Consider the following 22,872-nt stretch of genomic DNA (forward strand, 5'->3'; position numbering starts at 1 on the left):
GACCTGACGGCGGCGACCCGCTAGCGCGCTGCCAAGTCCGACGCCGCGACGGGCCACCGCAGTCCGGCGAGCTCGTCGTCCGCCAGCACCGCACCGCCGTCGAGGCGGCTGCCAGAGAGCGGATGCAGGCTCAGCAGCGCGCTGCGGTGCTTGCCCTGCTCGGAAACCAGACCGGCCAGCGGGGCCGCGCCGCCGGGCGCCGACCCGGTACGCAGCGCACACGCGGCCGCGACGGTCCGCCGGCCACCGTCGTCGGCGAATTCCAGTACCGTCCAGGTCTCTCCGGCGTTCGAGGCCCGGATCCGGCTCAGCGTGTCCCCCAGCGCCGCGTCGATGGCGACCTGGTAGGCGGCAACGTGATCACCCGAGCCGTCGACCACGGACCGCCACGTCTCCCGCGCGCCCGAGTCGATCAGCGGAGGGATCTCGTCAGCGGCGACAAGCGTGGTGTCCCAACCGATCTCGCGGAGATGGTCGGCGAGTCGGCGCACCGCGATGTCAGCGGTGCGCTGCAACGGGATCTCCGGCGAGCGGGCCTGCAGTGCGGCCAGATTCCGTGCGGCCGAGAATGTCAGACCGATCCAGGTGTCGGTTTCATCGGCACCGCCTTCCGGCCGGGTGCCGCGGCTGGTGATGCGCACGGCGTCGGCCTGCAGACCGTACCGGTTGAGGTAGCCGGCAATCACCGAGAGCGGCAACGTATCCCCGGCGGCCGCGGCCGCGATCCGCAGTGCCGACGTCGTCCGCGCCCCGGAGACCGCTCGCCGGTCGGTGTGTGTGCCGCGGCTCGAACGCGACATGGCCAGCCGGCGCCGGACGATCGTGGTCAGGTGCAGGCCGTGCCACCAACTCAGCAGCACGATCGCCACCGCGACCCCCACGGCGAGCACCCAGCGGTCCCGGGGGGTCGGCCAGGGGTAGGCCAGCAGTGCCGGCACGACGGCGAGCAGAACCAGTGCGATTCTGGCCGGGCCGGGCCGGGGGATGGTGGAACGGTACGGGCTCACAGCTGGTTTTCCTTTCGTCGGCGGGCGGCCGCTGCGGCGCCGACAGCGACGGCGACGACCAGCCCGCCCAGCAGCGCGGTTCCGGCGAAGGCCACGATCCGCGGCGCCGGGTCCTCCGGTTGCGGGGCCGGCGGGGGGGACAGTTTCTTCGACGGTGAGAAAGCCGGATCCGCGAGCGGTGTCAATTCCCACGTCAGGGCGGCCACCGCGTCGACGGTCCCGGCACCCACCAGAGCCGACGGCGCGCGGGCGCCGTTGTGGGCGGTGGCGACGATCCGGTGCGCCACCTGCATGGCGTTCAGGTCGGGGTAGCGGCTGCGAACCAGCGCGGCCACGCCCGCGACGTAGCCGGCGGCGTAGCCGGTGCCGGTGAGCGGCACCAGCCTGCCCTGGTTCCCGGGAAGCCCGTTGGCCAGACCCCCGTCGTCGCGGTTACTGACCGAGACGACGCCCTCCCCGGGTGCGGCGACGCCGACCCACGGCCCGGCCATGGTGAAGCTCGACGGCTGCTCGTTCGAGGACAGCGACGCCACCGACAGCACGTAGGGCTGCCACCACGACGGCACCGACAGCGAGCTGACGCCCGTCCAGTTGCGCGGATCGTGCGGGCGGCTGAGGTCGGTGAGCGGATTGGACTCGCACGCCTCACCCCCGCCGCCGACCGACCCGGTCTGCCCGTTGTCGCCGGCAGCAGCCACGATCAGCGCGTCCTTCTCCACCGCCGCGTAGCGCAACGCCGCGCCCAGGGCGGTCTGGTCGACGTTGCGGTCGGCCGGCAGGCACGTGGTGGTCGAGATGGTGATGACCCGGGCGCCGAGGTCGGCGGCGTGCACGATGGCCCGCGAGAGCGCGGTGATGTCGGTGACCACCCGGGCCGTTCGAGGGTCGTCCCCGGCCAACCGCGGCGAGACCGAGGCCGAGGCGGTACGCAGCGACAGCAGTCGCGCCGCGGGGGCCACGCCGGTGAAACCGTCCTGGCCCTCCGGCGCGGGCTGGCCGGCGATGATGCCGGCGACCAGGGTTCCGTGACCGTCGCAGTCGGTCAGGCCGTCGGTGGTGCCCAGGTAGTCACCGCCCGGGTCCACCGCCGGCAGCCGCGGGCCCGGCCGCACGCCGGTGTCGATGACGGCCACTGTCTGGCCCTCGCCGCGGGAGAACTGCCACGCCGCGGGCAGGTCGAGCATCCGCTGTCCGGCGGTCGCCGTGCCGACGTCGCTGCCGGGCAGCACGCCCGAACTCACGCAGTCGCCGCGTTGCTCCATCGCCGCGACGGGGCCGGGTGCACCGTTGGGTGGCGGCACCGTCGGGTCGATCGTCGGCGGCGTGATCGCCAGCGCCGGGGCACTGGTCAGCAGCGCGGCCAGGGCCGTGATCCCGGCCCCCCGGACCGCCCTTCGGCTCCAGCTGTGCGTGTCGGCAACGGTCATCGAGACAGGACCCAGGCGAAAATGCCGACCAGGTAGGCCATGACGGGGATCAAGGTGGCATCGACGCCGGAGGCCAGGAAGCCGACCAACCGCCGCACCGGCAGCGAGTAGCTGTCCGGCGATGCGACCGTCGGGCTCAGCGCGACCACCACCCACACCGCCACCAGGGCGGCCAGCACCACCACCGCGCCGAAGGCGGCCGCGAACCGGCCGGTCGCGGCGTAGCAGGCCAGCAGCACGACCGCGGTCAGGTGCGGCTGGGCCAGCAGCCAGGCCTTGCACCACGCCGAGTCCCACACCCGGGCGCGCAGCACCGAGGCCAGCGCGATGCCCGCGACCACGTACCACGCCCAGCCCGAAAGGCCTTCGGGCGCAAAGGCGATCGCCACCGAGCCGAGCACGGCGAGCAAAACGGCGCCGGCGACGAAGCCGGTCTGGTGGGCGTCGGTGACCCGAACGCGGCGAGGCAGGTCCTCGAGCACACGCTGCGGCAGCGCCGACGGGGTCGGGTCACCCGGCGCCGGGATCACCGGTAGCGGCAGCCGCGCCCAGAGCGCCGAGAGTTGCGGAGCGGCAACGGTCAGCAGCAGCGAAGCGGTGATGAGCCCGCAACCGAGGCTGAGGAACGGCAGCTCCCAGAAGGTTTTGACGGCGGCCGCCGCCAGCACGCCGACCCCGGCGACCACGGCCGCGGTGAAGAAGGCGATCCCGCGCTCACCGCCGCCGCCGGGCGGCAGGATCAGACAGATCAGCGACCACGCGCTGACCGCCGCGGCGCCCAGCACCACGTGCGCCGGGCTGAACAGTCCGGGTACCGCCAGGGTGCCTGCCGCGGCGACCGGCACCAGCGCCGCGATCGACAGCGTCAGCGCCGCCTCGGCCGACCGGGTCCGGCACAGCAGCGCCGCCAGGACGGCCACCAGCGCGATGGCCACGGTGGCCAGCAACCCGGCCGGTTCACCGGTGAGCGCCCGATGCGCGGTGGCCAGGCCGGTGGCCGCGAAGATCAGCGCCGCCCCGGCGGCCAGTGCGCCACGCCGGATGTGGTTGCCGCCCCACGGCTTACGGCGCGACGCCGAGAAGATGACCGCGGCGTCGGCGATGTCCTCGACGATGCCGGGCGCCGCCGGGCCGACCGGCACGGGCCGAAGCGCCAACAGGTCGCCGTCCACCACCCCGACGGTGTCCAGGCTGGCGTCCAGGCTGAACGGTGCACCGCCGACCGGCGCAAGGCTCAGCCGGGTCGTCACACCGGTGCCCGGATCGGCTGAATCAGCCGAGTCACCGGAGTCCGGGGCCACCAGGCGTTGCACCGCCGGCAGGATTTCGCGCAGCGGCAACTCCGCGGGGACGGCGATCTCGGTCAGCCGCCTGTCGGCCAGCACCGCGATACGGACGATCGGCATGGCGGCACTGGTCAGCACCGGAGCTTCGGTCATTGGTGTTCTCTATTCTTTTCTCTGCTAGGACGGCTGGGTGGTGAAATCTCGGGACAGTCGCTGACCGGGGAACCACTGGCCCTCGGGCAGCGTGGCGGTCAGCTCTTCGATCGCGACGGCGGTCGCGAAGTCGGTTCCGGGCCGGAAGGTCGACACCCATTCGCCGTCGAAGGCCTGCGACGGGGTGACCAGGATGCGGCCCTGCTCGGTGTCGACCAAGCTCATCCCGACCTCCGTGGTGGCGTGCCGGCCGTTCTGGGCGCAGCCCGCGACAACCTCGACGTAGCTGCGCGGGCCGGCGAACACCGACTCCACGACCGGTCGCGCTGATGCTGGAATACCCAGGTAATCAAGAACTTCGCCGAGCGGGGCGCCGGCGCGCAGCCGCTCGTCGGCGCGCACCCCGACCCGGGCGGGCAGGGTGAACTCGTCGAATCGGGCCGGCGGGCGCTGCCGCAGACCGGCGCCGAGCACCGGGACCAGCAGCCGCGAGTCGGCGATGTCCATCGCGGTGAAGGTGACCAGCTGGGCGTTGCGCAGCGCCACCACCGTCCGGGTGGGCTTGGCACTGCCGGGGTCGCGGCGCGCCACGATGCCGCGCAGCATCTCGTCGGCCCCGCCGGACGGTGAACCCACGTAACGCAGATCCAGCCAACGATCCGGGAAGCACACCACCCGAATCCATTCGGCCACATACGCGTTGATCGTGCCGTCCGGCGAGACAACTCCCATCCGGGTCAGTTCCTCGCGCTGGCGTGCCATGAACGCACCGCGTTCCCCGGCGTCGGTGTAGGGCATGGTGATCGCCAATACCCACGGGAAAGACCCGGCGCCAATGGTTTCCGCGATGTACCAAGCTTGCTCGACCGTCAGTTCGGCAGCGTTGGGTTCAGTCCCCCAGTTCACGCCGGCGGCCTTCCTTCGTCGAGCAGAACATGGCGGCTAGCCCCACTTGGCGGCTTCGGCGGTGTCGCGGGCGTTCATCATCAACGTGTTGGTCTCATGCGTCATCGCCATCGCGTGATACGCCCGCACCAACTCCTCCATCGCCTGATTCCACTGCACCTGCCAGGCCTGATACGTCATCCCCGTATCGCCCTGCCACGCCGCCTGCAACGCCGCCTGCTCACTGGCGATATCAGCACCGACGGCCTGCAACGTGCCCGCATACCCATTCATCTCCCCGGCATGGGCCAACATCGCCGGGTAGTTGTACATAATCTGCGACATCACACAAACCCCTTCTAAACCCCGGTGTAACCCGACGCCGCCGCCGCATCGGCAGCAACATACGTCGAACCCGCATCCGCCAGATTCACCTGCGCCATATCCAGCAACGCATTCACCCGCGCCGCCATCGCCACAAACCGCGCATGCGAACCCTGAAACGCCGCCGCCGCCTCACCGACATGAAACGCCTGCGCCGACAACGCCGCCTGCTCAGCCTGCGCCATCGTCGACCGCATCAACGCCGCCTTCGCCCCAAACGCCGACTCCGAGGCCACCAACTGCGGAATATGGGCATCCAACATACTCATCGCCGCACTCCTTTCTCCATCTATTTCTCCGGTTCTGTTTCCGGCTCCGGACCGGAAAGTTCGTTCTCACTCCAGGTTTCGGGAAGCATTGGCACGCCCGGCCCGCCACCGAATCCGTCGCCTGCCAGGGTGGTCAGCCCCGACGCGGCCGCGGTACCGCGCCCGCCCACGGTTCCGGTGAAACCGAGCGCCCCGGCACCACGATCCGAGCCCGCGGCCGACGCCGGCTCATCGACCGGACCGGCCGGGCCTGAATCCATGTCCATGTACTCATCGGCGTGGTCGTGCAGCACGGCGCGCCGGCGCCGCCGCGCGCGAGACCGTTCCCGAGCCGAGGCGCCCACCGCCGCCGCAGCCGCGGGCACCCGCGAGGCCGGTGCTTGCGCCTTGTTGCGGTCGGTCAGGGTCGGCCCCAGCCCGGTACCGGGGTCGCCACCGGCGACCAGGTAGCCGAATCCGATGGCCCCGCCCGCCGCGGGCGCCGGTGCCGCCGCCGGCGTGGCCGGTGCGGCGGTGACGCTCGCTGCACCGGGGGTGGCGACGCTCGGGCTGAAACCGGCCACCACCGGAGTCGCCCGGTCGCCGGACGGGGCGACCGCGACCGGCACCGGCTTCAGGTCGCCGTCGGGGGCCAACTCCCCGCCCAGCATGTCGGCGAGGTGGCCCAGCCCCACTCCGAGCAGGATCGGCACCAGCGCCGCACTGGCGAACAACAGCGACCAGAAGGTCCAGCCGAACGGGATGAAGAAAGCCTCGTAGGCGATGAAGAAGAGCAATGGGAACCAAGTGACAAGGGCACCGGGGCTACTGAGGATCTCGCGGATCACCCCGATCGGGTCGGTGAAGAACTGGACCAGTTGATCCCACAGCCGGGTGAAGAAATCCCCGATGTCCGACGACGTGTCAGCGGCCGGCTGCGCGGTGTCGGCTTTGAGCACCGGCGGCGCCTGCACGGTGCGCGGCGCCGACGCCAGTGCCGCACCGGACACCGCATGGTAGGTGCTCATGGTGGTGGCCGCCTGGACCCACATCCGGGCGTAGTCGGCTTCGTTGAGCGCAATGGGGATGGTGTTGATGCCGAAGAAGTTGGTGGCGACCAACACCCCATGGGTCATGTGGTTGGCGGCCAGCTCGGCCAGCGTCGGCATCGTCGCCAGCGCCGACGCGTAGGCCGATGCCGCCACCTCGTGCTGGGCGGCCACCCCGGCACTGTCCGCGCTGGCTTTGCCCAGCCACGCCAGGTACGGCGCATGCGCCGCCAGATACTGCTCGGCGCTGGGGCCCTGCCACGCACCGCTTTGCACCGCGCCCAGCAGCGCGGTGAGTTCGTCGGCGACCGAGGCGTACTCGACGCTCAGCGCATTCCACGCCCCGGCAGCCGACAGCAGCGGACCCGGGCCGGGGCCGCTGCTCAGCATTGCCGAATGCACCTCCGGGGGGGAGGCGATCCAGACCGGGGCGGAAATCATCAGCCGCGCGACCCCATGAAGTATCTCGACGCACCTGCCGCGTCGCCGGCGGCGTAGTTGACGCCGGACTCACCGACGCCCACGCCCGCGCGACCGAGCTCGGTGGCGCCCTGGGCGGCCACCGCGGCGTGCTCGGTACCTTGGGCGCTGAAGCCCGCGGCGGTCTGCAGTGAGACCGGGTCGGCCGCCGGCGGCACCACCGCGGTGATCAGCGGGGCGGCGGCGGCCTGTGCGGCCGCCAGACGGGCGGTCAACGCCTCGACCGCTGCACTGGCGGCGGCAAGGCCTTCGGGAACCACGTTGAGAGTCATGGCTGTTTCTCCTTCCCTTCGATGCGCGTCAGCGCGTCAGGCTCTCGCTGAACAGTGGATTGACCAGCTGTAGGTAGGTGGGTTCATCGCTGTCGCCGAGCAGCATGGCCCGGCCCGCCGGCAACCGGCCGAACCGCTGGCCGCGGATCTTGCCGGAATCGGCCGGGTTGCCCGACAACATCAGCGTGGTGGCCTGCAGGTCGTTGAGGCGCCGCAACAGCGGGTTGGTCATCAGCGCGTGCGCTGACCCGGTGGCCCGACCGGTCACGATCACGCGCAGCCCCAGGTCCTGCGCCTGCGACAGCAGCCCGATCAGGTTGGTCCACGGCCGTTGACCCGCGTACGGGCCGGTCAGCGCCGGGGAATCCGGGATGGCGTCGACGTCGTCGATGATCAGGTAGTGGGTGTGTCCCTCGTAGGTCCATCCGGCGAGATCCGCGGCCGACAGCCCGGCCGGCGGCCGGCGCGAGCCGATCAGCGCCGACAGGCCCAGCATCGCCGGGATCACTCGATCGACGTTGGCGGTGTACTCGTTGTCGGCGAACAACGGTTCGTCGACCAGGTGCAGCCGGCGGTCCAACACCGTGAACGCGACCTGCTCGGCGGTGCTGTTCTCCCGCACGGTGCGGATGATGTGGCGCAGCAGGGTGGTCTTGCCGGACTTGTTGTCCCCGAGCACCATCACCAGCGGGTTGGCGGTGAAGTCGAGTTCCACCGGAGCCAGGTCCTCTTCGCGCTGACCGATCACGATCCGCTCCGGGCCGGGCCACAGCGTCCCGACCTCTTCCGGGGCCAGGTTGGTCGGCAGCAGGCGCACGGGCGGCGCCGCCAGACCGGGGTGGCGGGCGTTGATCTCGGCGATCTGGCCCAGGTCCGGTTCGGCGATCAGGAAGTGCTCGGCGGCCATCGTCAGGCCGCGGCCCGGCTGGTTGGCGGGCACCGCCTCGGCGGGCCGGGTCAGTGCCCCCGCCACCCGGACGTTGCTGTCCCGCGGGTCGTGCAGCTTCAGTTCCAGGCGCAAGCCCAGTCCGTCGCGCATCGCCAACGGCACCTCGAGCCAGCTCGGGGTGGTGACGACCACGTGGATACCGTAGGCCAGGCCGACGTTGACCAGCTCGGTCACCTTGGCCAGCAACGGGTTCCGGGTGTTGAACGCATCGGTGTTGTCCCGGCTGAAGGCGTACAGGTTGTCGATGACCAGGAAGACCTCGCCGTACCCGTCGTTGAGCGAACCGATGCTGCCGTCGCGGAACGCCTCCCGCTGCTGGCGGGCGGTGAGCAGTTGCTCCAGTTCACCGAAGGTGCGCCGGATCCGCTCGGGCTCCAGCCCGGAGGCGACACTGCCCACATGCGCCAGGTCCTCGAGCCCGCGCAGTTGGCCGCCGCCGTAGTCCAGGCAGTAGAAGGTCACCTCGCGCGGTGAGTGCAGGCTGGCCGCCGACATGATGAAGGTCTGCAGCGCAGTCGTTTTCCCAGACTTGGGCCCGCCGTGGATGAGCATGTTGCCGCTGGCCGAGCGGGCGTCGAACACCAGCGGATCGCGACGCATGTCGAACGGCTTGTCGATCTCGCCCAGCGGCCAGCGCAGCTGCCGCTCGCCGATGCCGGCTCGAGCCAGCGCCGAGACCAGCGGGATCGGCTCGTCCAGCGGTGGCAGCCACAGCACCGGCGCTTGGGGCCCGTAGTTGGCCAGCTGGTCGCCGATCGTCGCGATCAACTTGCGCGGCGGGGCGTGCGTCTCATCTTCGGCCTCGGCCACCACGGTGGTCTCCTCGCCGGAGGCCACCGGTCCGGCGGTGAACAGCTTGGGCTCTGGAATCGCGTGCATCACAACGGTTCTGGATTGCCGCGGCGGGTCGTAGATGCCGTCGACGTAGGTGCTGCGGAACTTGATCGGCGCCGCGCCCGGGGCGGGCACCAAGAAGCCCTCGCCCTTGTGCTCCTTGCCGGATTCGATGTGGTAGGCGTCTTCCACCCCGATGATCTGGCGAGAGACGCTGGGACTGGCTACCTTCAGGCCGATTCGGTAGGAGGTGTTCTTGTCGATGTCTTTGATCTTGCCGACGTCCAGGGTCTGCGAGGCGAACAGGATGTGAATCCTGAACGATCGACCCTTGCGCGCGACGTAGTCGAACAGCTCGGCGTACTCCGGGTGGTCGGCGAGCATCAGCGTGAACTCGTCGGCGACGATGAACAGCGTCGGAATCGGGGCCAGATCGTGGCCCGCGGCGATCGCGGACTCGTACTCGGTCACCGAGTTGAACGCACTGCCCTGCACCCGACGGCCGGCCTCCCGCAGCAGCAACTCGCGCCGTGCCACCTCGCCGCGCAGCGTGTCGGCGAACCGATCGGCCAGCGAGCGCTTCTCGGCCATGTTGGAGATGACCGCGACGACCTGCGGGAAGTGCCGGAAGATGTCGGCGCCGGCCTCACCCTTGAAATCGGCGTAAATCACGATCAGCCGATCCGCCGAGTGCGTCGTCAGCAGCGACAGCAGAATCGACATCAGGGTCTGGGATTTGCCGGACCCGGTCATGCCGATCATCAGGCCGTGCGGCCCCATGCCACCCTCGGCCTCGTCCTTGAGGTCGAAGATCAGCGGCTCGCCGGTCGCGGTGACGCCGATCGGTACCCGCAGTTCCTCGTCGCGGTTCCGCGGCGCCCACAGCGCGGGCACGTCCAGCCGCGAGGCGTCGGGGATGCCCAGCAGCGTGGTGAAGGTGGCGCCGCGGGTACTGGCCGACCGCAGCCCGGCGTGGGTCGGGTTGGAGTCCCAGCGCGACAGCCGCCGCGCCAGGTGGGCGGCCTCGTCGGTGGTCAAAGCATCGGCGTGATCCACGTAGCGCTGCCAGCCGCCGGTCTGCCAGCGGTCGATGGCCCGGGCTCGGCTTGCCCCGTCGGCGTCCCCGGCGATGCGCAGGATCGGCCGCTCGGGGTCGGAGTACTGCTCGCGGTTCGGCGCGACGCTGCTGCGCTGCACGATGGTGACCCCGGCACGCGCGGCGCCCAGCGACGATGCCGCGACGTCGAAATCGGGGTCGTCGATGATCACCAGCAGGTGCCGCGCCGTCTCGGCCGGACCCCCGGTGAACGCCGGGCGTTCGGCCAGTGCCGGAGCCAGCAGCGCGGCCAACTCCTCGGGGCCCGACGCCAGGTAGCGCGCCGGGCCGACGCCGTCCACGGAGCCGGGGATGTCGACGTGTGGCAGCCACTTCAGCCATGACCAGTCCGCGGTTTCCAGACCGGGCGAAGCCAGCGCCACCCCGAGCATGGTCGGGTCGTGCCAGGTGACGGCCTGGGCGACCCAGGCCCGCAGCGTGCTGCGCACGTCATCGGCGGCCGTGTCACCCTCACCGAGCACGGTGATCCGGGAGACCTTCGTCAGATCCAGGCCGACGGGCACGTCGCGCACCGTGCGCTGGGTGTCGAGCAGGCTGCGTAAAGCGCTGTGCGACACCGGCTCCAGGTCGATCTCGTCGGCGGTGTCGGTGACCCGCACCGGGCTGGCCAGCGGCACCGAATGACGGCCGGTGCGCACCACCAGGAAGTCCTCGTCGTGTGGGTCGCGCTCCCATTGCCGGCGTGAGCCGGGGACGGCGGCCAGATCCGACGGGTCGGGGTGCGACCATTCCGCGGCGGCCCGCTGTTTGGCGGCCGACCCCCGGATGTTGTCCCGGACCACCGACAGGTAGCGCAGGTAGTCGGCGCGCTCGGCGTCGACCTCGACGGTGCGGGTCTTCTTGTCGCCACCGCGATAGATGCCTGCCGCCGCCACCAGCAGGGCGAACGGGAAGAACAGCATCACCGGGGAGATGAGCCGCATACCGGTGGCGACCATCGCGATCACCATGCCCACGATCAGGATCACGATCACCACCGGCAGCGCCCGCTGCAGGAACGACGCCGGCACCATCCGCGGCAATTCGGGTGGGGGCTCGATGGTGATGGTGCCCTTGTCGGTGGGCGGCGCCGGCAGCCGGCGGTGGGCCTCGAAGATCAGTCGGCTCATCGGGTCTCTCCCCCGTTGGTTGCACCCAGCTCGGTGGTGGCGCGGCGAACGGGTCGTTGATCCGGTGCCAGCCCGTCGTGGGCCAGCAGGGCGTCGGCGCGCGACAGCGTGGGACCGAGGGCGAATTGCGACAGCACCGACCACGGGATGGGCACTGCGGGCCGGCTCAGCCCCAGCGCAGCCACGGTGTCACCGTCGCTACCGGCGGTTCCGCTCTCGGTGTTGACGCCGTAGCGCACGCCGGTGTCGGCGATCCAGAACAGCGGTCCCGCCGAGTGGTCGGCGGTCGGATCGGCGCTGACGCTCTGAACGAAGTAGCCGGTGCCCGGTGCCAGCGCGACCCGCGCGGCGGTCCCGCCGACTCCGGCGCCGACCAGATCCAGGGTCCGGACACCGTCGCGCAGCGGCAGCGACGAGCCGGACAGCAGCGTCAGCGAGCTGGTGCTGGCGCCGGCCGCCCGGCTCCAATGCGCGCAGGTGAGCGGGTCGGCCACCGAATCGATGACGCTGACCGGCTGCTCGGGGAAGCGGGAGACGTCCAGTGCGTGCGACACCGGCAGCCGGGCGACGTCGTCGGCGCCGAGCAGCGGCGGGCGGTCCAGCCCGTGGGAGTCGGTGTTGCGCAGCACCGCGGCGACCACGCCGGAGATCGGTTGCAGGCCGTCCGGCAGTACCGCGTAGTAGCGCAGGGTGCCCTGCTCGTTGCCCTCTAGGGCGTGCGCGGCCATGACCGCGCCCACCGGCGCGTCCCCCGGCAGGTCGAACGACGGCTTGTCGCCTGCGCCGGGGATCACCGGCGCGGTCAGCGGGGGCGCCTCCGGGATCACGTTGAACAGGCCCGTCGAGATCGAGCGGGGCGCGGGAACGGCGGTGCCCTTCTCGCCGAGCCCGAGCGCGCCGGTGATGGCGCGGTCGGCCAGGTCGATCCGGCTGCGTTTGCCGTCCCAGAGCAGCCATGCTCCGGAACCGTTGTCGGCCAGCACCACCTGGTGTGCGTCGAGTGCACCGGCCCGGGAGCCGCCGTCGCCCAGCGGCCCGCCGATCACCGTGACCCCGGCTTCCGAGCCGGCCACCGAGTCGCACACCGTCCAGTCCGCGTCGCGGCTGGTGTTCTGCACCATCCGTTCCGGAGCTCCCGGGATGCCGATCAGGTTGCCGCGCGGGATCTTGTCCAGCCCGGCGCTTTTCACCGCGGTGGGATTGACCGGGCGGCCGGCGATCAACCGCGCCGAGGTCAGGTTCAGCACCGGGTGCAACTGGTCTCCGACCCGCACATACAGCGCCGACGTCGACTTGTCCGCCAGCACCGGGTCATTGGCAGCGGCACTGTTGGGCCAGATCAAGGTGAACACGAAACAGCCACCGGCGACGGTGGCCAGCACCAGCAGACCCATGAGCACGGCGCGCGCCTGTGAGCGCAGCGGCTCGACCAGCATCCGGGTGTCGTGCAGGGCCACCCCCGAGGCGATCCGGCGCATCACGAAGCGCCAACCGCTGACCTGATGCTTGGTGACGAACCCTCGCCGGTATTCGACGCGGTCGGGGTTCTCGTTGACCGGGGTGCGCGATGCGAAGGAGCGCCGCTCCTCCTCGGGCCGGTCGGATTGCGCGGCACTCACGCGTTCGCCTCCAGTCCCAGGCCACGCAGCAACGGCGTCACCGAGTAACGGACGTCTTCGGTCGTGATGGTCATGAGCTCCTCATCGGTGAACACCCCGGTGCCGGACTGCTCGGAGTGGTCGAGCCGGAACTCGCGCTCCTCTTCCGAGCGTTCGACCAGGTTTCGCACGAACCGGCCGTTGCCGGCGATGTCCAGGCTGCGCCGGGCGATGCCGTTGGCGTCGGGGTGCGACGCCTCGGCCAACTGGTGGAACAACGCCTGCATCTCCTCAAGCGCCGCCGGCTCGAAACGGCTGTCGCGCTGTTCGGCCATCTTGTAGGCGATCTCGACCAGCTCCGGCGGCTGGTAGGACGGGAAGTCGATGCTGCGGGTGAACCGCGACCGCAGACCTTCGTTGGTGTCCAGGAACCGGTCCAGGTCGGCGCGGTAACCGGCGACGATCACCACCAGCCGGTCACGGTCGTTCTCCATCCGCGCCAGCAGTGTGTCGATCGCGACCAGTCCGAAGTCGTTCTTGGCGCCGGTGGCCACCAGGGCGTAGGCCTCATCGAGGAACAGCACGCCGTCCAGCGCACTGTCGATGATCGCATTGGTCTTGGCCTCGGTCTCACCGATGTGCTGACCGATCAGGTCGGCACGGTGCACCTCTTTGATGTTCTCTTTCTTCAGCAGCCCCAGACCGCAGTAGATCTTGGCGACCACGCGGGCGATGGTGGTCTTACCGGTTCCGGGCGGCCCGGCGAACACCAGGTGGTGGGTGCGCTGGCCGACGGCCAGTCCGTGCTGCTTGCGCACCACCTCCATGGCGACCGAACTCTTGAGCCGCTGCACCTGGTTCTTGACCTCGGACAGGCCGATGAACTCGCCGAGTTCGCGTTCGGCCTCGGCCAGCAGCTCGGCCTTGCGTTCGTGGGCGGCGGGGTCGATGAAGTCCTCGGCGCTCGGCTCCGTCTGGGGGTCCCAGGGGTCGGTCCGCGCCTCGATCCGCGCGGCGGTAGTCGTGACGATCCCGAAGCTGGTGTCCAGCAGGGCCTCTTCGACCTGCTCGTTCTCCGGGTTGGCTGCGTAGAGGTCCTGCAGCACCTCCTCGGCCGTCTCATCCTCGCCCTGCGCCCGCAGGATCAGCCCCTTGGCCAGTGCCCCGTCGGTGGCCGCGACGGCGATCGGGCCGTCGGGCTCCTCCAGGTAGGACAGTGCCGGGGCGTACATGCCCAGCCGGGCCAGCGCGACGCCCAGCGCGATCTTGGCGGCGTGGCTGAACAGCTCGTCTCGGTCGGGGTCGTTGACGATCGGGGTCAGCAGCTTGACCATGTCCGACCACCGCCCGGCGTGGTGGTTCACCGAGATCGCCAGCCAGCGTGCGTCGTTCCAGTTCGGGCGCCGGGCGGTGATCTCGGCGACGATCTCGTTCGCCTCCGCGCAGCGGCCCGCCATCGCCAGCTGGGCGGCGTGCGCCAGGTGGAAGTCGTCGGCCTCGGTGGCGCGCAGCTTCAGGTAGAGCCCGGTGTCGTAGTGGAACCCGAGCGCGCCCTGCGGCAGGTCCAGTCGGCGCTGCAGTGCCCCGGCGCTCGCAGCGGTCTGCGAGACGGCGGCCAGCACCCGCGGTGACTGGTCGCCGGCAGCGGCCAGGCCGGTCCAGGCATCGCACTGCTCGTGCGCGACACGGGTCAGCGCGGCGAAACCGGTGCGGGCCGCAACCAGATCGGCGGGCCGTTGCCGCTGGTACACGGGGATGCCCAGGGCACGACAGCAGGTGGCGAACCGGCTGAGAGTCTCCTCGTCGATCCGAGGTTGCGGTGCCAACAGAGCCGCGTCACCGTTGTTCATGCGTGGCTCGCCCCTTCACCAATATTCCCCAAGTTAACTCGGCTGAAGTTAGCATTGCATAAGCTAACTGTCGAGGCCGGTTCGAGCGATCGTCGGGTGGGCTGCATCACCGCATTCCCCGCTCCTTCGGCAGGTAGACCCGCCGCGGGAGCACCGACATCGTTCACCCTCATACCCCGGCTCCTTATTGAAAATGATTTTCGTTTGCTGGAACGTTACCCCATCCGGGGCATGTTGACGACAGTGGCTGGCGTTCTCGACGGCCCCTACCTTTTGACCGCCCGGACCAGCGAATTCCGGGCCACCATCGGGCCGGCTTCGCTGTCCGGACCCGGTACCGGACGCCCCAGCTCACGCAGGTAGTCCGCCAACGGCGTCGCCACCGCGGTCCAGCCGCGCTCGCCGAACCACTGATCGGCCGGCGCGCAGCGCTCGTTGTAGATGAGTTGATGGAAGACGCGGCTGTCGTCGCCGGCGACGACTTCGGCCTGTACCGCGGCTTGGAACACCTCGTCCGGCAGCGGGGCGCCGTCCTCGACCGCCAGGTGGCTGCCGGGAGCCGCCAGGCCGTCGATACCGGTGAACAACTGTTCCTGCGCATCGGCCGGAAGGTAGACCAGCACGCCCTCGGCGATCCACGCCGAGGGCTGGGCCGGATCGAAGCCACTGGCCACAAGCGCCGCGGGCCAGTCCTCGCGAAGGTCGACGGCGACCTCGCGCCGCTCCGCGGTCGGCCGGATGCCGCGCTGGGAGAGCACGTAGCTCTTGAAGGCCAGCACCTGAGGCTGGTCCAGTTCGAAGATCGTCGTCCCGTCCGGCCAGTCCAATCGGTAGGCCCGGGAGTCCAGCCCGGCCGCCAAGATCACCACCTGCCGCACACCCGCCTCGGCGACGCGACGGAAGTAGTCGTCGAAGTAGTGGGTGCGCGCGCCTTGATAGTTGACGAAGTGCTCGCCGAAGTCACTGGTCAACAGTCGATGATCGGGCAGGTTGCCCTCCACCACCGCTTGCCAGTCCCCGCCCGCCGCCCGGCAGAACACCTCGGCATAGGGATCGACCGCCACCGGATCGGGCTTGCGGGCCTCTAACGCCCTGGCTGCGGCCACCCGCAACGCGGTCATGCCGACACTTGTGGTGATGTCCCAACTGTCACCTTCACTGCGCATCTCAGGCATTCCAGTGACCCTACGCCGGAGTGATCAGCGCGTGATCCCCGCTGGTCGCGCCCCGACCCGCGCAGGTTCGTCGCGCGGTCAGCCCCACTTGGCGGCTTCGGCGGTGTCGCGGGCGTTCATCATCAACGTGTTGGTCTCATGCGTCATCGCCATCGCGTGATACGCCCGCACCAACTCCTCCATCGCCTGATTCCACTGCACCTGCCAGGCCTGATACGTCATCCCCGTATCGCCCTGCCACGCCGCCTGCAACGCCGCCTGCTCACTGGCGATATCAGCACCGACGGCCTGCAACGTGCCCGCATCCCCATTCATCTCCCCGGCATGGGCCAACATCGCCGGGTAGTTGTACATAATCTGCGACATCACACAAACCCCTTCTAAACCCCGGTGTAACCCGACGCCGCCGCCGCATCGGCCGCGACATAAGTACTGCCCGCATCAGCCAGATTCACCTGCGCCATATCCAGCAACGCATTCACCCGCGCCGCCATCGCCACAAACCGCGCATGCGAACCCTGAAACGCCGCCGCCGCCTCACCGACATGAAACGCCTGCGCCGACAACGCCGCCTGCTCAGCCTGCGCCATCGTCGACCGCATCAACGCCGCCTTCGCCCCAAACGCCGACTCCGAGGCCACCAACTGCGGAATATGGGCATCCAACATACTCATCGCCGCACTCCTTTCTCCGTCTACCGGTTAGTCGTGAAGCACACCGGTACGGTTCCCCGGGCACGACCGACTGCTCGCCGTCACAGCGCTGCCACGGACACCTTCCGACGGTACGCCCGCAGGCATGACCCAAGTCAATATTTACGGGCAGATCATCCGGAATTTAACAGAATCTACGTCCTGCTAATCGGCTCCTGGTCCGCGATTGCGGTACTTAAGTTGGTTCGGCCCGTGGGCTGTTCCCCCAGGAGTCCGGCAGCATCGGAAGCCTGGGGCCCCGGCCGAACTCATCGCGCGCCAATTCCGCCAACCCCGCAGGCTGCGTCACCCCGGTCGCACCGAGGGTGCCGGTGAACCCCGCCGAGCCGTGCTGGACCTGCGGTGCAGCGCCCGGGTCGTGCTCCTCGAGGTACTCATAGCGGTAACCGGGGTCGATCAAGGTTCCGCGGCGGCGACCTGGTTGCCGCGCCGCGCCCCGCACCGACTCGGTGACCGCCGCGGGCACCGCGATGTCGGGTGCGCGCCGGGCCGCCTTCGAGGCCACGGTGGCGGCGGTGCGCTGCGATGCGGGGAGCCAGCCCACCAGGTAGCTGTGGAACGTGCCTTCGGTGCCGATCAGCGGCGGTGCCGCCGGCGGCGGCGGGGCGGCAGCGGGGGCTGTCGGTATCAACGCGGCCGGGGCGGCAGGCGCAGCCGGCCCGGGCACCGCGGCCGGAACCGGCGCGGGCGGCGCCGTACCACCCGAGATGACCGGCGCCACCGGCGCGGGCGCCGGCATCACCGGCGGCGCCGCGATGCCGGCCAACCCGGACAGTCCGGACAAGCCGGCCAGTCCCGACACGCCGGCCACCGGTGCCAGCACCCCCAGGTTGGCGATCGACAGGTTCAAGCCGACACCGGCCAACAGCGGGGACAGCTGGGCGAAAAAGCGCAGGCTGCGCAGCGTCCAATTGACCGCACGGTAGGTCTGCCACGCGATGAAGTAGCTCGACAGCTGCCACCACTGGGCGGGCGTCAGCGGGCCCTGGAAGTTCTGTTGCAGCCAGGCCAGCGCCTTCTCGTTACCGTTGAAGAAGTTCGACAGATTCTGCAGGAATTCCGCCGGACTCCAGTTGGGCTGGCCCTGTCCGGGCACCTGGTCTCCGTCACGACCGAAGAGCATCTGCCAGATCTCCGCCGGTGTCGGCAGGTCGAAGTTTCCGCTGCCTCCGCCGCCGCTGCCGCCACCGCCGCCACCGCCGTCCCCGGCGGCAGCGGAGCCCGCTTGGGTTCCGCCACTGGTATGCCCCAGGCTGCGCGCGGTCTCGGTGGTGGCCTGGTAGACGCTCATAACGGTGGCCGCCTGAATCCACATCCGCGCGTAGTCGGCCTCGTTGACGGCGATCGGAATGGTGTTGACACCGAAGAAGTTGGTCGCAACCAGCACCGCGTGGGTGGCGTGGTTGGCGGCGAGCTCGGCGAGCGTGGGCATCTCCGCCAACGCGCTGCTGTAGGCCGTCGCGATCACCTCGTGCTGGGTGGCGGTCCGGGCACTGAGGGTGCCGGCCAGCTGCAGCCAGGCCAGGTAGGGCAGGTGCGCAGCAGCATAGGCGTCCGCCGTCGCACCGGCCCACACACCCTGGGAATCTGCCAGCACGGCAGCGAGTTCGGTTGCGGCGCTGAGATACTCCCCGCTCAAGGCGGTCCAGGCGGCCGACGCGGCAAGGAGCGCACCGGGTCCCGGGCCTGTGCTCAGCATCGCCGAATGCGTCTCCGGCGGGGCCGCCATCCACACGAGGGCGGACATCACCGCACCGCTACCGCGGAAACGCCGACGCGGCCGACGTGTCGGCGGCCTGGTAATTCGCCCCGGCCGCGGCTACGCCGACCCCGGCCCGGCCCAGCACCTCGGTGCCGCGCGCGGCGACGGCCTCATGCTGGCTGCCCTGCATGCTCAGTTCCGCCGCGGCTTGCAGCGACACCGGGTCCATCGCCGGCGGAACCACCGCGGTGATCAGCGGGGCCGCTGACGCGTGGGCGGCCGCCAGGGTGGCGGCGATTGCCTCCACCGCCGCGCTCGTCGCGGCCAAGCCTTCGGGAACGACGTGCAGGACCATGACGAAGCTCCTTCCGGCAACGAACGCGGCGTAGGCCGTCGACCTCAAGGGACCTCAAGAACTCTAGCCGACGAACACCTTTTCACTGGCCTTAGCTGCGGAATAATTCCGCTTTCTCAGTCACGATATGCCTACCGAGTCGGTCGATCTTCCCGTAGCTGCGGAAGCACCTCAATACTTCTTGACGACCGCCCGCGGTGCGGTCCGCCAGTGGCGCCGCCCATCGGGTTGCTCGACAGGTGGTTCCAGCAGGAGCACAGCGGCGCCCCCCAGCAGAACCGGCCGGACCCAGTCACCCAACTCGATACGCTCCCCGGCCGCGGGTCGGCGGTTGCCGCCGTCGCGGGCTTCGTCGATGGGCACGCTCGCCAGCAGTTCGTCGACAGTCGCCGCGTGGGGCAGGTCAGCGAGGCCGGGCAGCGTGATGAACAGGCCGTCGTCGCCGGAGAGCTGCAGGCCGATAGCCGACAGCGCACCCACCACCCCGTCGTGGGTTCCCCCGTGCCCGGACAGCTGCACCCCGAGTTCGTCGGCGAGGTGCCGAGCCTCGGCACGGTGCAGCACTTCGCGTTTGGCCCGCCGGCCGAACTCCACCAGCGGTCCGATGTCGGACAGGTCGGCCGGGACCGCGACGGCGAGGCCCGGGTCGGCGGCCGGTGGGCAGACGCGTTCCAGGAACCGGGCGGTGTAGTCGATGATCTCGCCGCGTACCGCGTGCGGGTCGCCGGCTGGGCTACGCCAGGCCAGGCAGGCGCTGGAATTGTGCGAGGTATAGGGCACGCGGTCGTCGACCAGCAGTTGGTGGCGGGTGGCACCGGCTGCACTGCCCAAACCCGCGGCGGCCAGTTCGCACAGCAACGCTCGGGCGCGCCGGCCGGTGCCGGGACTGAACCGGTCATCGGTGTCATCGATGGCGATCAGCAGATCGACGCCGGCGAAGACCGTCACGGGTTGACGACCACGGTCTGCACGTCGCGCACCCACCGGTCACGGTCGAGGTCGGCCGCGGCCAGCTTGACGGTGTCGCGCTTGGTGAAACTCAGCACGACCCGGTCGGTGAGTTCGGCGGCGGTCAGCGTCTGCGCGGGGTCGCTGCCCTCGATGCGGACACTGCGGATGTCGGCAGCCCCGGCGGCGTCCAGCACCGTGCGCACCGACGGGCCGCGCTGTACCGGGCTGCCGTGCGACTGCGGGGTGGTGATCTCGATCTGCGGCAGTTCACCCAGCCGTGCCAGATCGAACTCGTCCAGCACTCGACCGTCCTGCCGGACGACCAGGTGGTACCCGGCGTCGGAATCGGCGGCGCACCCCCCGATTCCGGTGCTGACGACGAGGACCGTCAGACCCATTCGGAGCAGGTGCCCGGCAGATGACCGCATGTGCATGACCGTATGTCGGCATCGATGCGTATTCAAGCTTTAACACGTCGTTCTGGACCGCAGATGAGGTTGTGTGGCGCGGCCGTCAGGCCTACCTTGAGGCGATGACTGTGATGCCGTGGGCAGCCCGTAACGCGACGAGTCTGGCGCTGGCCCGCGAGGTGGTTTTTCCGGCCGCTGCCGCCGCCGTGATCACCATCTCCGCTGACGTGCGGATGCCGCTGGCACTGCCCGGACACCGCGGCCTGGTGTGGCTGACACTGCTGGTGGCCGTGGCATTGACCACCCGCAGACCGCCCACCGTGCTCGCCGTGGGGGCCGCATCCACAGCGGCGACCCTGCTGCTGCAATCCGGGCCCGGGCCGTGGGCCAGCATCCGCTACCTGGGCGCCGCGGTGTTGCTGTACCTGCTGATCGCAAGTCCCGCGGTACGGGCACGCCGGTGGCTGGTCGCACTGGCCGCCGCCCCGGTTCACCTTGTCGCGCTTGTTGTTCCACTCACGAGGTGGCTCATCGTCGGCCACTCGTTCGGGATGGTGGCCATCGGCGAGAAGGCGCTGTTCCACCTCGGATTCGGCCTCGCGGCCGGGATGCTCGGCTGGGCGATCGTCGCTGTGATCGACCGCGCCGCACCGGCAGGCTCCCCGAGCGGTTAGCCTCCGCCGCCGCCACCACAACCGGTGCCGCTGCCGGGGCCGCCGGGACCGCCGCCACCCGGGTTGGGAACGCAGCCGTCCCCGCCGCCGCCCTTGCTGCCGGGGGTGTTGCCGGCGGCTCCGGCCTCGCCGTTGTCGCCGTTGATGCTGCCCGCGCCGCCCTGGCCACCGGCACCGCCCTGACCGCCGGGGGTGTCCGGGCCTCTGACACCGGCGAAGCCGCCGTTTCCGCCGGCTCCGCCATTGCCGCCGTTGCCCGACATCAGCCCGGCACTGCCGCCCGCTCCACCGGTACCACCGTTGCCGCCGGCGGTGTTCGCTTCGGTGCTGCCGCCACCGCCGCCACCGCCGGTTCCGCCACCGGTGCTACCGCCACCACCGCCACCGCTGCCCGCCACGTCGGCACCGTTGCCGCCGTTGCCACCGGCACCGCCGTTACCACCGTTACCCGTTCCCACGGAGGCACCGTTGCCGCCGACTCCGCCGTTGCCGCCGGCACTGCCGGCGCCGCTGTTCAGTGCCTGGACGCCCTTGACGCCGGCGCCGCCATCGCCGCCATCGCCGCCGTCGCCGAGCCAGGATCCGGCATTGCCGCCCGCACCGCCGTTTCCGCCGACCATTCCGGCGGTGTCGCCGGCGCCGCCGTCACCGCCATGGCCGCCATTGCCGAACCAGCTGCCGCCGTCACCACCGGCCCCGCCGGCGGCACCCGCCGCACCGGCGCCGCCGTCACCGCCGTTGCCGAACATGCCGGCCGAACCACCGTCCCAACCAGCGCCGCCGTTCACGCCGGCCACTCCGTCGGCTCCGGCGCCGCCGTTGCCGAACAGGAACCCGCCGTCGCCCAGATCACCGAACATGCCGGTGCTGCCCAGCAGCGAGGTGTTCTCCCCGGTGAAGTCGTCCAGGCCGTTGCCGATCAGATCGCGTCCGAACAGGTAGACGAACGGCGCGTTGATCATCTCGGCCAGCTGTATGCCGGAGTCGCTGGCGAGCCAGGCTTGGAGCGCATCGTTGATCGACTGCGCGAAGTCGAGTGGACCGGACTCCGCGCTGCCCAGACCGAAGACGAGATTGGTATCGCCGAACCCGGCGAACGGGTCGGCGCCATCGCCCGTGCCACCGTCGAAGACGTTGACGAACGGGTCGACGATCAGATCCCAGAGATCGTCGGCGTGCGCGGTGGGAGCGGCGGCGATCGGCACCATCCCGGCGACCAGGAACGCTCCGGCTGCGGTCCCGAGCAGGCGTTTGCCCCGACTGTCACGGCTACGACCGGTCATCCTGCACCCCTCTTCGATCAGGATCTGCTCAGTCTGGACACATTAATACTTGTAGCCGGAAATGCAAGATCGAACGCGGGTTTATTGCCGCGTCTGCGGATGGTTTTCCCGGCTATATCGCGCGCCTGCGACTACGTTCAACCGACGATGCGGTCGGCCCGGCTGTAGACGTTCATCGAGTCACCGCGGAGGAATGCCACCAGGGTCAGGCCGGATTGGCTGGCCAGGTCCACGGCCAACGAGGAGGGCGCCGACAGTGCGGCCAGCACTGGGATCCCGGCCATCACCGCCTTCTGGGTCAGTTCGAACGACGCCCGACCGCTGACCAGCAGGACGGTGCCCGACAGCGGTATCCGGTTACGTTCCAGCGCCCAGCCGATCACTTTGTCGACGGCGTTGTGCCGGCCGATGTCCTCCCGTACCACCAGAACCGACCCGTCGGAGCTGAACAGTGCGGCGGCGTGCAGGCCACCGGTGCGGTCGAACACGTCCTGCGCTGAGCGCAGTCGGTCCGGCATCGCGGTGATCGCCGCCGCGGTGACGCTGACCGGGTCATCGCCCGGACAGTACCGGCTGGCCAGTTGTACCGCGTCCAGCGAAGCCTTGCCGCAGATCCCGCAAGATGAAGTCGTATAGAAGTTGCGGGTGACGTCGACCGTGGGCGGCGGCACGCCGGGCGCCAGCGTCACATCGAGCACGTTGTAGGTGTTGGGCCCGGCCGGCGTACCGCAGTAGCGCGCGCTCAGCACGTCGGCGCGCCCGGAGATGATGCCCTCGGTGAGCAGGAAGCCCTGCGCCAGTTCGACATCCGATCCCGGCGTACGCATGGTGACGCTCAGCGGCGTGCCGTTGAGGCGGATCTCCAGCGGCTCCTCCACCGCCAGCGTCTCGGGGCGCTGCGTCGCGGCACCGGCCGCGACATGGCTCACCCGGCGCCGCTGCGTTATCCGACTCATTGCTC

At 70.2% G+C, this 22,872-nt stretch carries 21 protein-coding genes; 1 reads left to right on the top strand and 20 read right to left on the bottom strand.

The genetic code is table 11. The annotated features are described in order from the left end of the window. Positions 1 to 20: 20 nt before the first annotated feature. From eccE to BST10_RS04425, 18 genes are all read right to left on the bottom strand, one after another. Positions 21 to 1,007, bottom strand: a complete 987-nt coding sequence (gene eccE, locus BST10_RS04340; RefSeq protein ID WP_083036535.1) for a type VII secretion protein EccE — start codon at positions 1,005 to 1,007, stop codon at positions 21 to 23. After that, positions 1,004 to 2,434, bottom strand: coding sequence for a type VII secretion-associated serine protease mycosin (gene mycP, locus BST10_RS04345; RefSeq protein WP_083036537.1), 1,431 nt, complete (start codon positions 2,432 to 2,434; stop codon positions 1,004 to 1,006). The genes eccE and mycP overlap by 4 nt, the downstream gene beginning before the upstream one ends. Further along, positions 2,431 to 3,873 carry a type VII secretion integral membrane protein EccD gene (eccD, locus tag BST10_RS04350; RefSeq protein ID WP_013827240.1) on the bottom strand — a complete coding sequence of 481 codons (1,443 nt, stop codon included), beginning with the start codon at positions 3,871 to 3,873 and terminating at the stop codon, positions 2,431 to 2,433. Before eccD ends, mycP begins: the two co-directional genes overlap by 4 nt. A gap of 24 nt (positions 3,874 to 3,897) precedes the next feature. Next, a complete protein-coding gene (locus BST10_RS04355; RefSeq protein WP_083036540.1) occupies positions 3,898 to 4,779 on the bottom strand; it encodes an ESX secretion-associated protein EspG in 882 nt (293 codons plus the stop codon). 36 nt (positions 4,780 to 4,815) lie between these two features. Then, on the bottom strand, positions 4,816 to 5,103 hold the full coding sequence (locus BST10_RS04360) for a WXG100 family type VII secretion target (protein WP_041316779.1): 288 nt from the start codon (positions 5,101 to 5,103) through the stop codon (positions 4,816 to 4,818). 14 nt (positions 5,104 to 5,117) lie between these two features. Further along, positions 5,118 to 5,411, bottom strand: coding sequence for a hypothetical protein (locus tag BST10_RS04365; RefSeq protein WP_041316776.1), 294 nt, complete (start codon positions 5,409 to 5,411; stop codon positions 5,118 to 5,120). A gap of 20 nt (positions 5,412 to 5,431) precedes the next feature. Next, entirely contained in the window at positions 5,432 to 6,877 is a 1,446-nt protein-coding gene (locus BST10_RS04370; protein WP_163762430.1) for a PPE family protein, read from the bottom strand. Between the two features lie 2 nt (positions 6,878 to 6,879). Next, positions 6,880 to 7,191 carry a PE family protein gene (locus BST10_RS04375; RefSeq protein WP_013827237.1) on the bottom strand — a complete coding sequence of 104 codons (312 nt, stop codon included), beginning with the start codon at positions 7,189 to 7,191 and terminating at the stop codon, positions 6,880 to 6,882. A gap of 28 nt (positions 7,192 to 7,219) precedes the next feature. Further along, a complete protein-coding gene (eccCa, locus tag BST10_RS04380; RefSeq protein ID WP_083036545.1) occupies positions 7,220 to 11,200 on the bottom strand; it encodes a type VII secretion protein EccCa in 3,981 nt (1,326 codons plus the stop codon). Then, positions 11,197 to 12,819 carry a type VII secretion protein EccB gene (eccB, locus tag BST10_RS04385; RefSeq protein WP_083036548.1) on the bottom strand — a complete coding sequence of 541 codons (1,623 nt, stop codon included), beginning with the start codon at positions 12,817 to 12,819 and terminating at the stop codon, positions 11,197 to 11,199. Before eccB ends, eccCa begins: the two co-directional genes overlap by 4 nt. Then, positions 12,816 to 14,648: a type VII secretion AAA-ATPase EccA gene (eccA, locus tag BST10_RS04390; protein WP_083036550.1), complete on the bottom strand. Its 1,833-nt coding sequence runs from the start codon at positions 14,646 to 14,648 to the stop codon at positions 12,816 to 12,818. Before eccA ends, eccB begins: the two co-directional genes overlap by 4 nt. Before the next feature lie 266 nt (positions 14,649 to 14,914). Next, positions 14,915 to 15,814 carry a class I SAM-dependent methyltransferase gene (locus tag BST10_RS04395; protein ID WP_083036553.1) on the bottom strand — a complete coding sequence of 300 codons (900 nt, stop codon included), beginning with the start codon at positions 15,812 to 15,814 and terminating at the stop codon, positions 14,915 to 14,917. A gap of 87 nt (positions 15,815 to 15,901) precedes the next feature. Next, the gene (locus BST10_RS04400; protein ID WP_083036743.1) at positions 15,902 to 16,189 is read right to left on the bottom strand and encodes a WXG100 family type VII secretion target; all 288 of its coding nucleotides are present in this window, start codon (positions 16,187 to 16,189) and stop codon (positions 15,902 to 15,904) included. A gap of 14 nt (positions 16,190 to 16,203) precedes the next feature. Beyond that, complete coding sequence (locus BST10_RS04405) at positions 16,204 to 16,497, bottom strand: hypothetical protein (protein ID WP_041316776.1); 294 nt, start codon at positions 16,495 to 16,497, stop codon at positions 16,204 to 16,206. Positions 16,498 to 16,711: 214 nt separating this feature from the next. Further along, positions 16,712 to 18,283 carry a PPE family protein gene (locus BST10_RS04410; protein WP_235673675.1) on the bottom strand — a complete coding sequence of 524 codons (1,572 nt, stop codon included), beginning with the start codon at positions 18,281 to 18,283 and terminating at the stop codon, positions 16,712 to 16,714. Positions 18,284 to 18,293: 10 nt separating this feature from the next. Next, positions 18,294 to 18,593 carry a PE family protein gene (locus tag BST10_RS04415; RefSeq protein WP_083036556.1) on the bottom strand — a complete coding sequence of 100 codons (300 nt, stop codon included), beginning with the start codon at positions 18,591 to 18,593 and terminating at the stop codon, positions 18,294 to 18,296. 171 nt (positions 18,594 to 18,764) lie between these two features. Further along, positions 18,765 to 19,541, bottom strand: coding sequence for a hypothetical protein (locus BST10_RS04420; RefSeq protein ID WP_083036558.1), 777 nt, complete (start codon positions 19,539 to 19,541; stop codon positions 18,765 to 18,767). Continuing rightward, positions 19,538 to 19,972, bottom strand: a complete 435-nt coding sequence (locus BST10_RS04425; RefSeq protein ID WP_083036749.1) for a hypothetical protein — start codon at positions 19,970 to 19,972, stop codon at positions 19,538 to 19,540. Before BST10_RS04425 ends, BST10_RS04420 begins: the two co-directional genes overlap by 4 nt. 104 nt (positions 19,973 to 20,076) lie before the next feature. Between BST10_RS04425 and BST10_RS04430 the strand changes: the two genes are divergently transcribed. Continuing rightward, a complete protein-coding gene (locus tag BST10_RS04430; RefSeq protein WP_049792982.1) occupies positions 20,077 to 20,628 on the top strand; it encodes a hypothetical protein in 552 nt (183 codons plus the stop codon). Here the strand turns inward: BST10_RS04430 and BST10_RS23195 are convergent. Further along, positions 20,625 to 21,911: a hypothetical protein gene (locus BST10_RS23195; protein WP_163762401.1), complete on the bottom strand. Its 1,287-nt coding sequence runs from the start codon at positions 21,909 to 21,911 to the stop codon at positions 20,625 to 20,627. The two genes, BST10_RS04430 and BST10_RS23195, sit on opposite strands and share 4 nt — an antisense overlap. A gap of 137 nt (positions 21,912 to 22,048) precedes the next feature. Continuing rightward, positions 22,049 to 22,867, bottom strand: a complete 819-nt coding sequence (gene fdhD, locus BST10_RS04440; protein WP_083036560.1) for a formate dehydrogenase accessory sulfurtransferase FdhD — start codon at positions 22,865 to 22,867, stop codon at positions 22,049 to 22,051. Between the last annotated feature and the right edge of the window lie 5 nt (positions 22,868 to 22,872).

Source organism: Mycolicibacter algericus DSM 45454 (assembly GCF_002086455.1).
Lineage (GTDB): Bacteria > Actinomycetota > Actinomycetes > Mycobacteriales > Mycobacteriaceae > Mycobacterium > Mycobacterium algericum.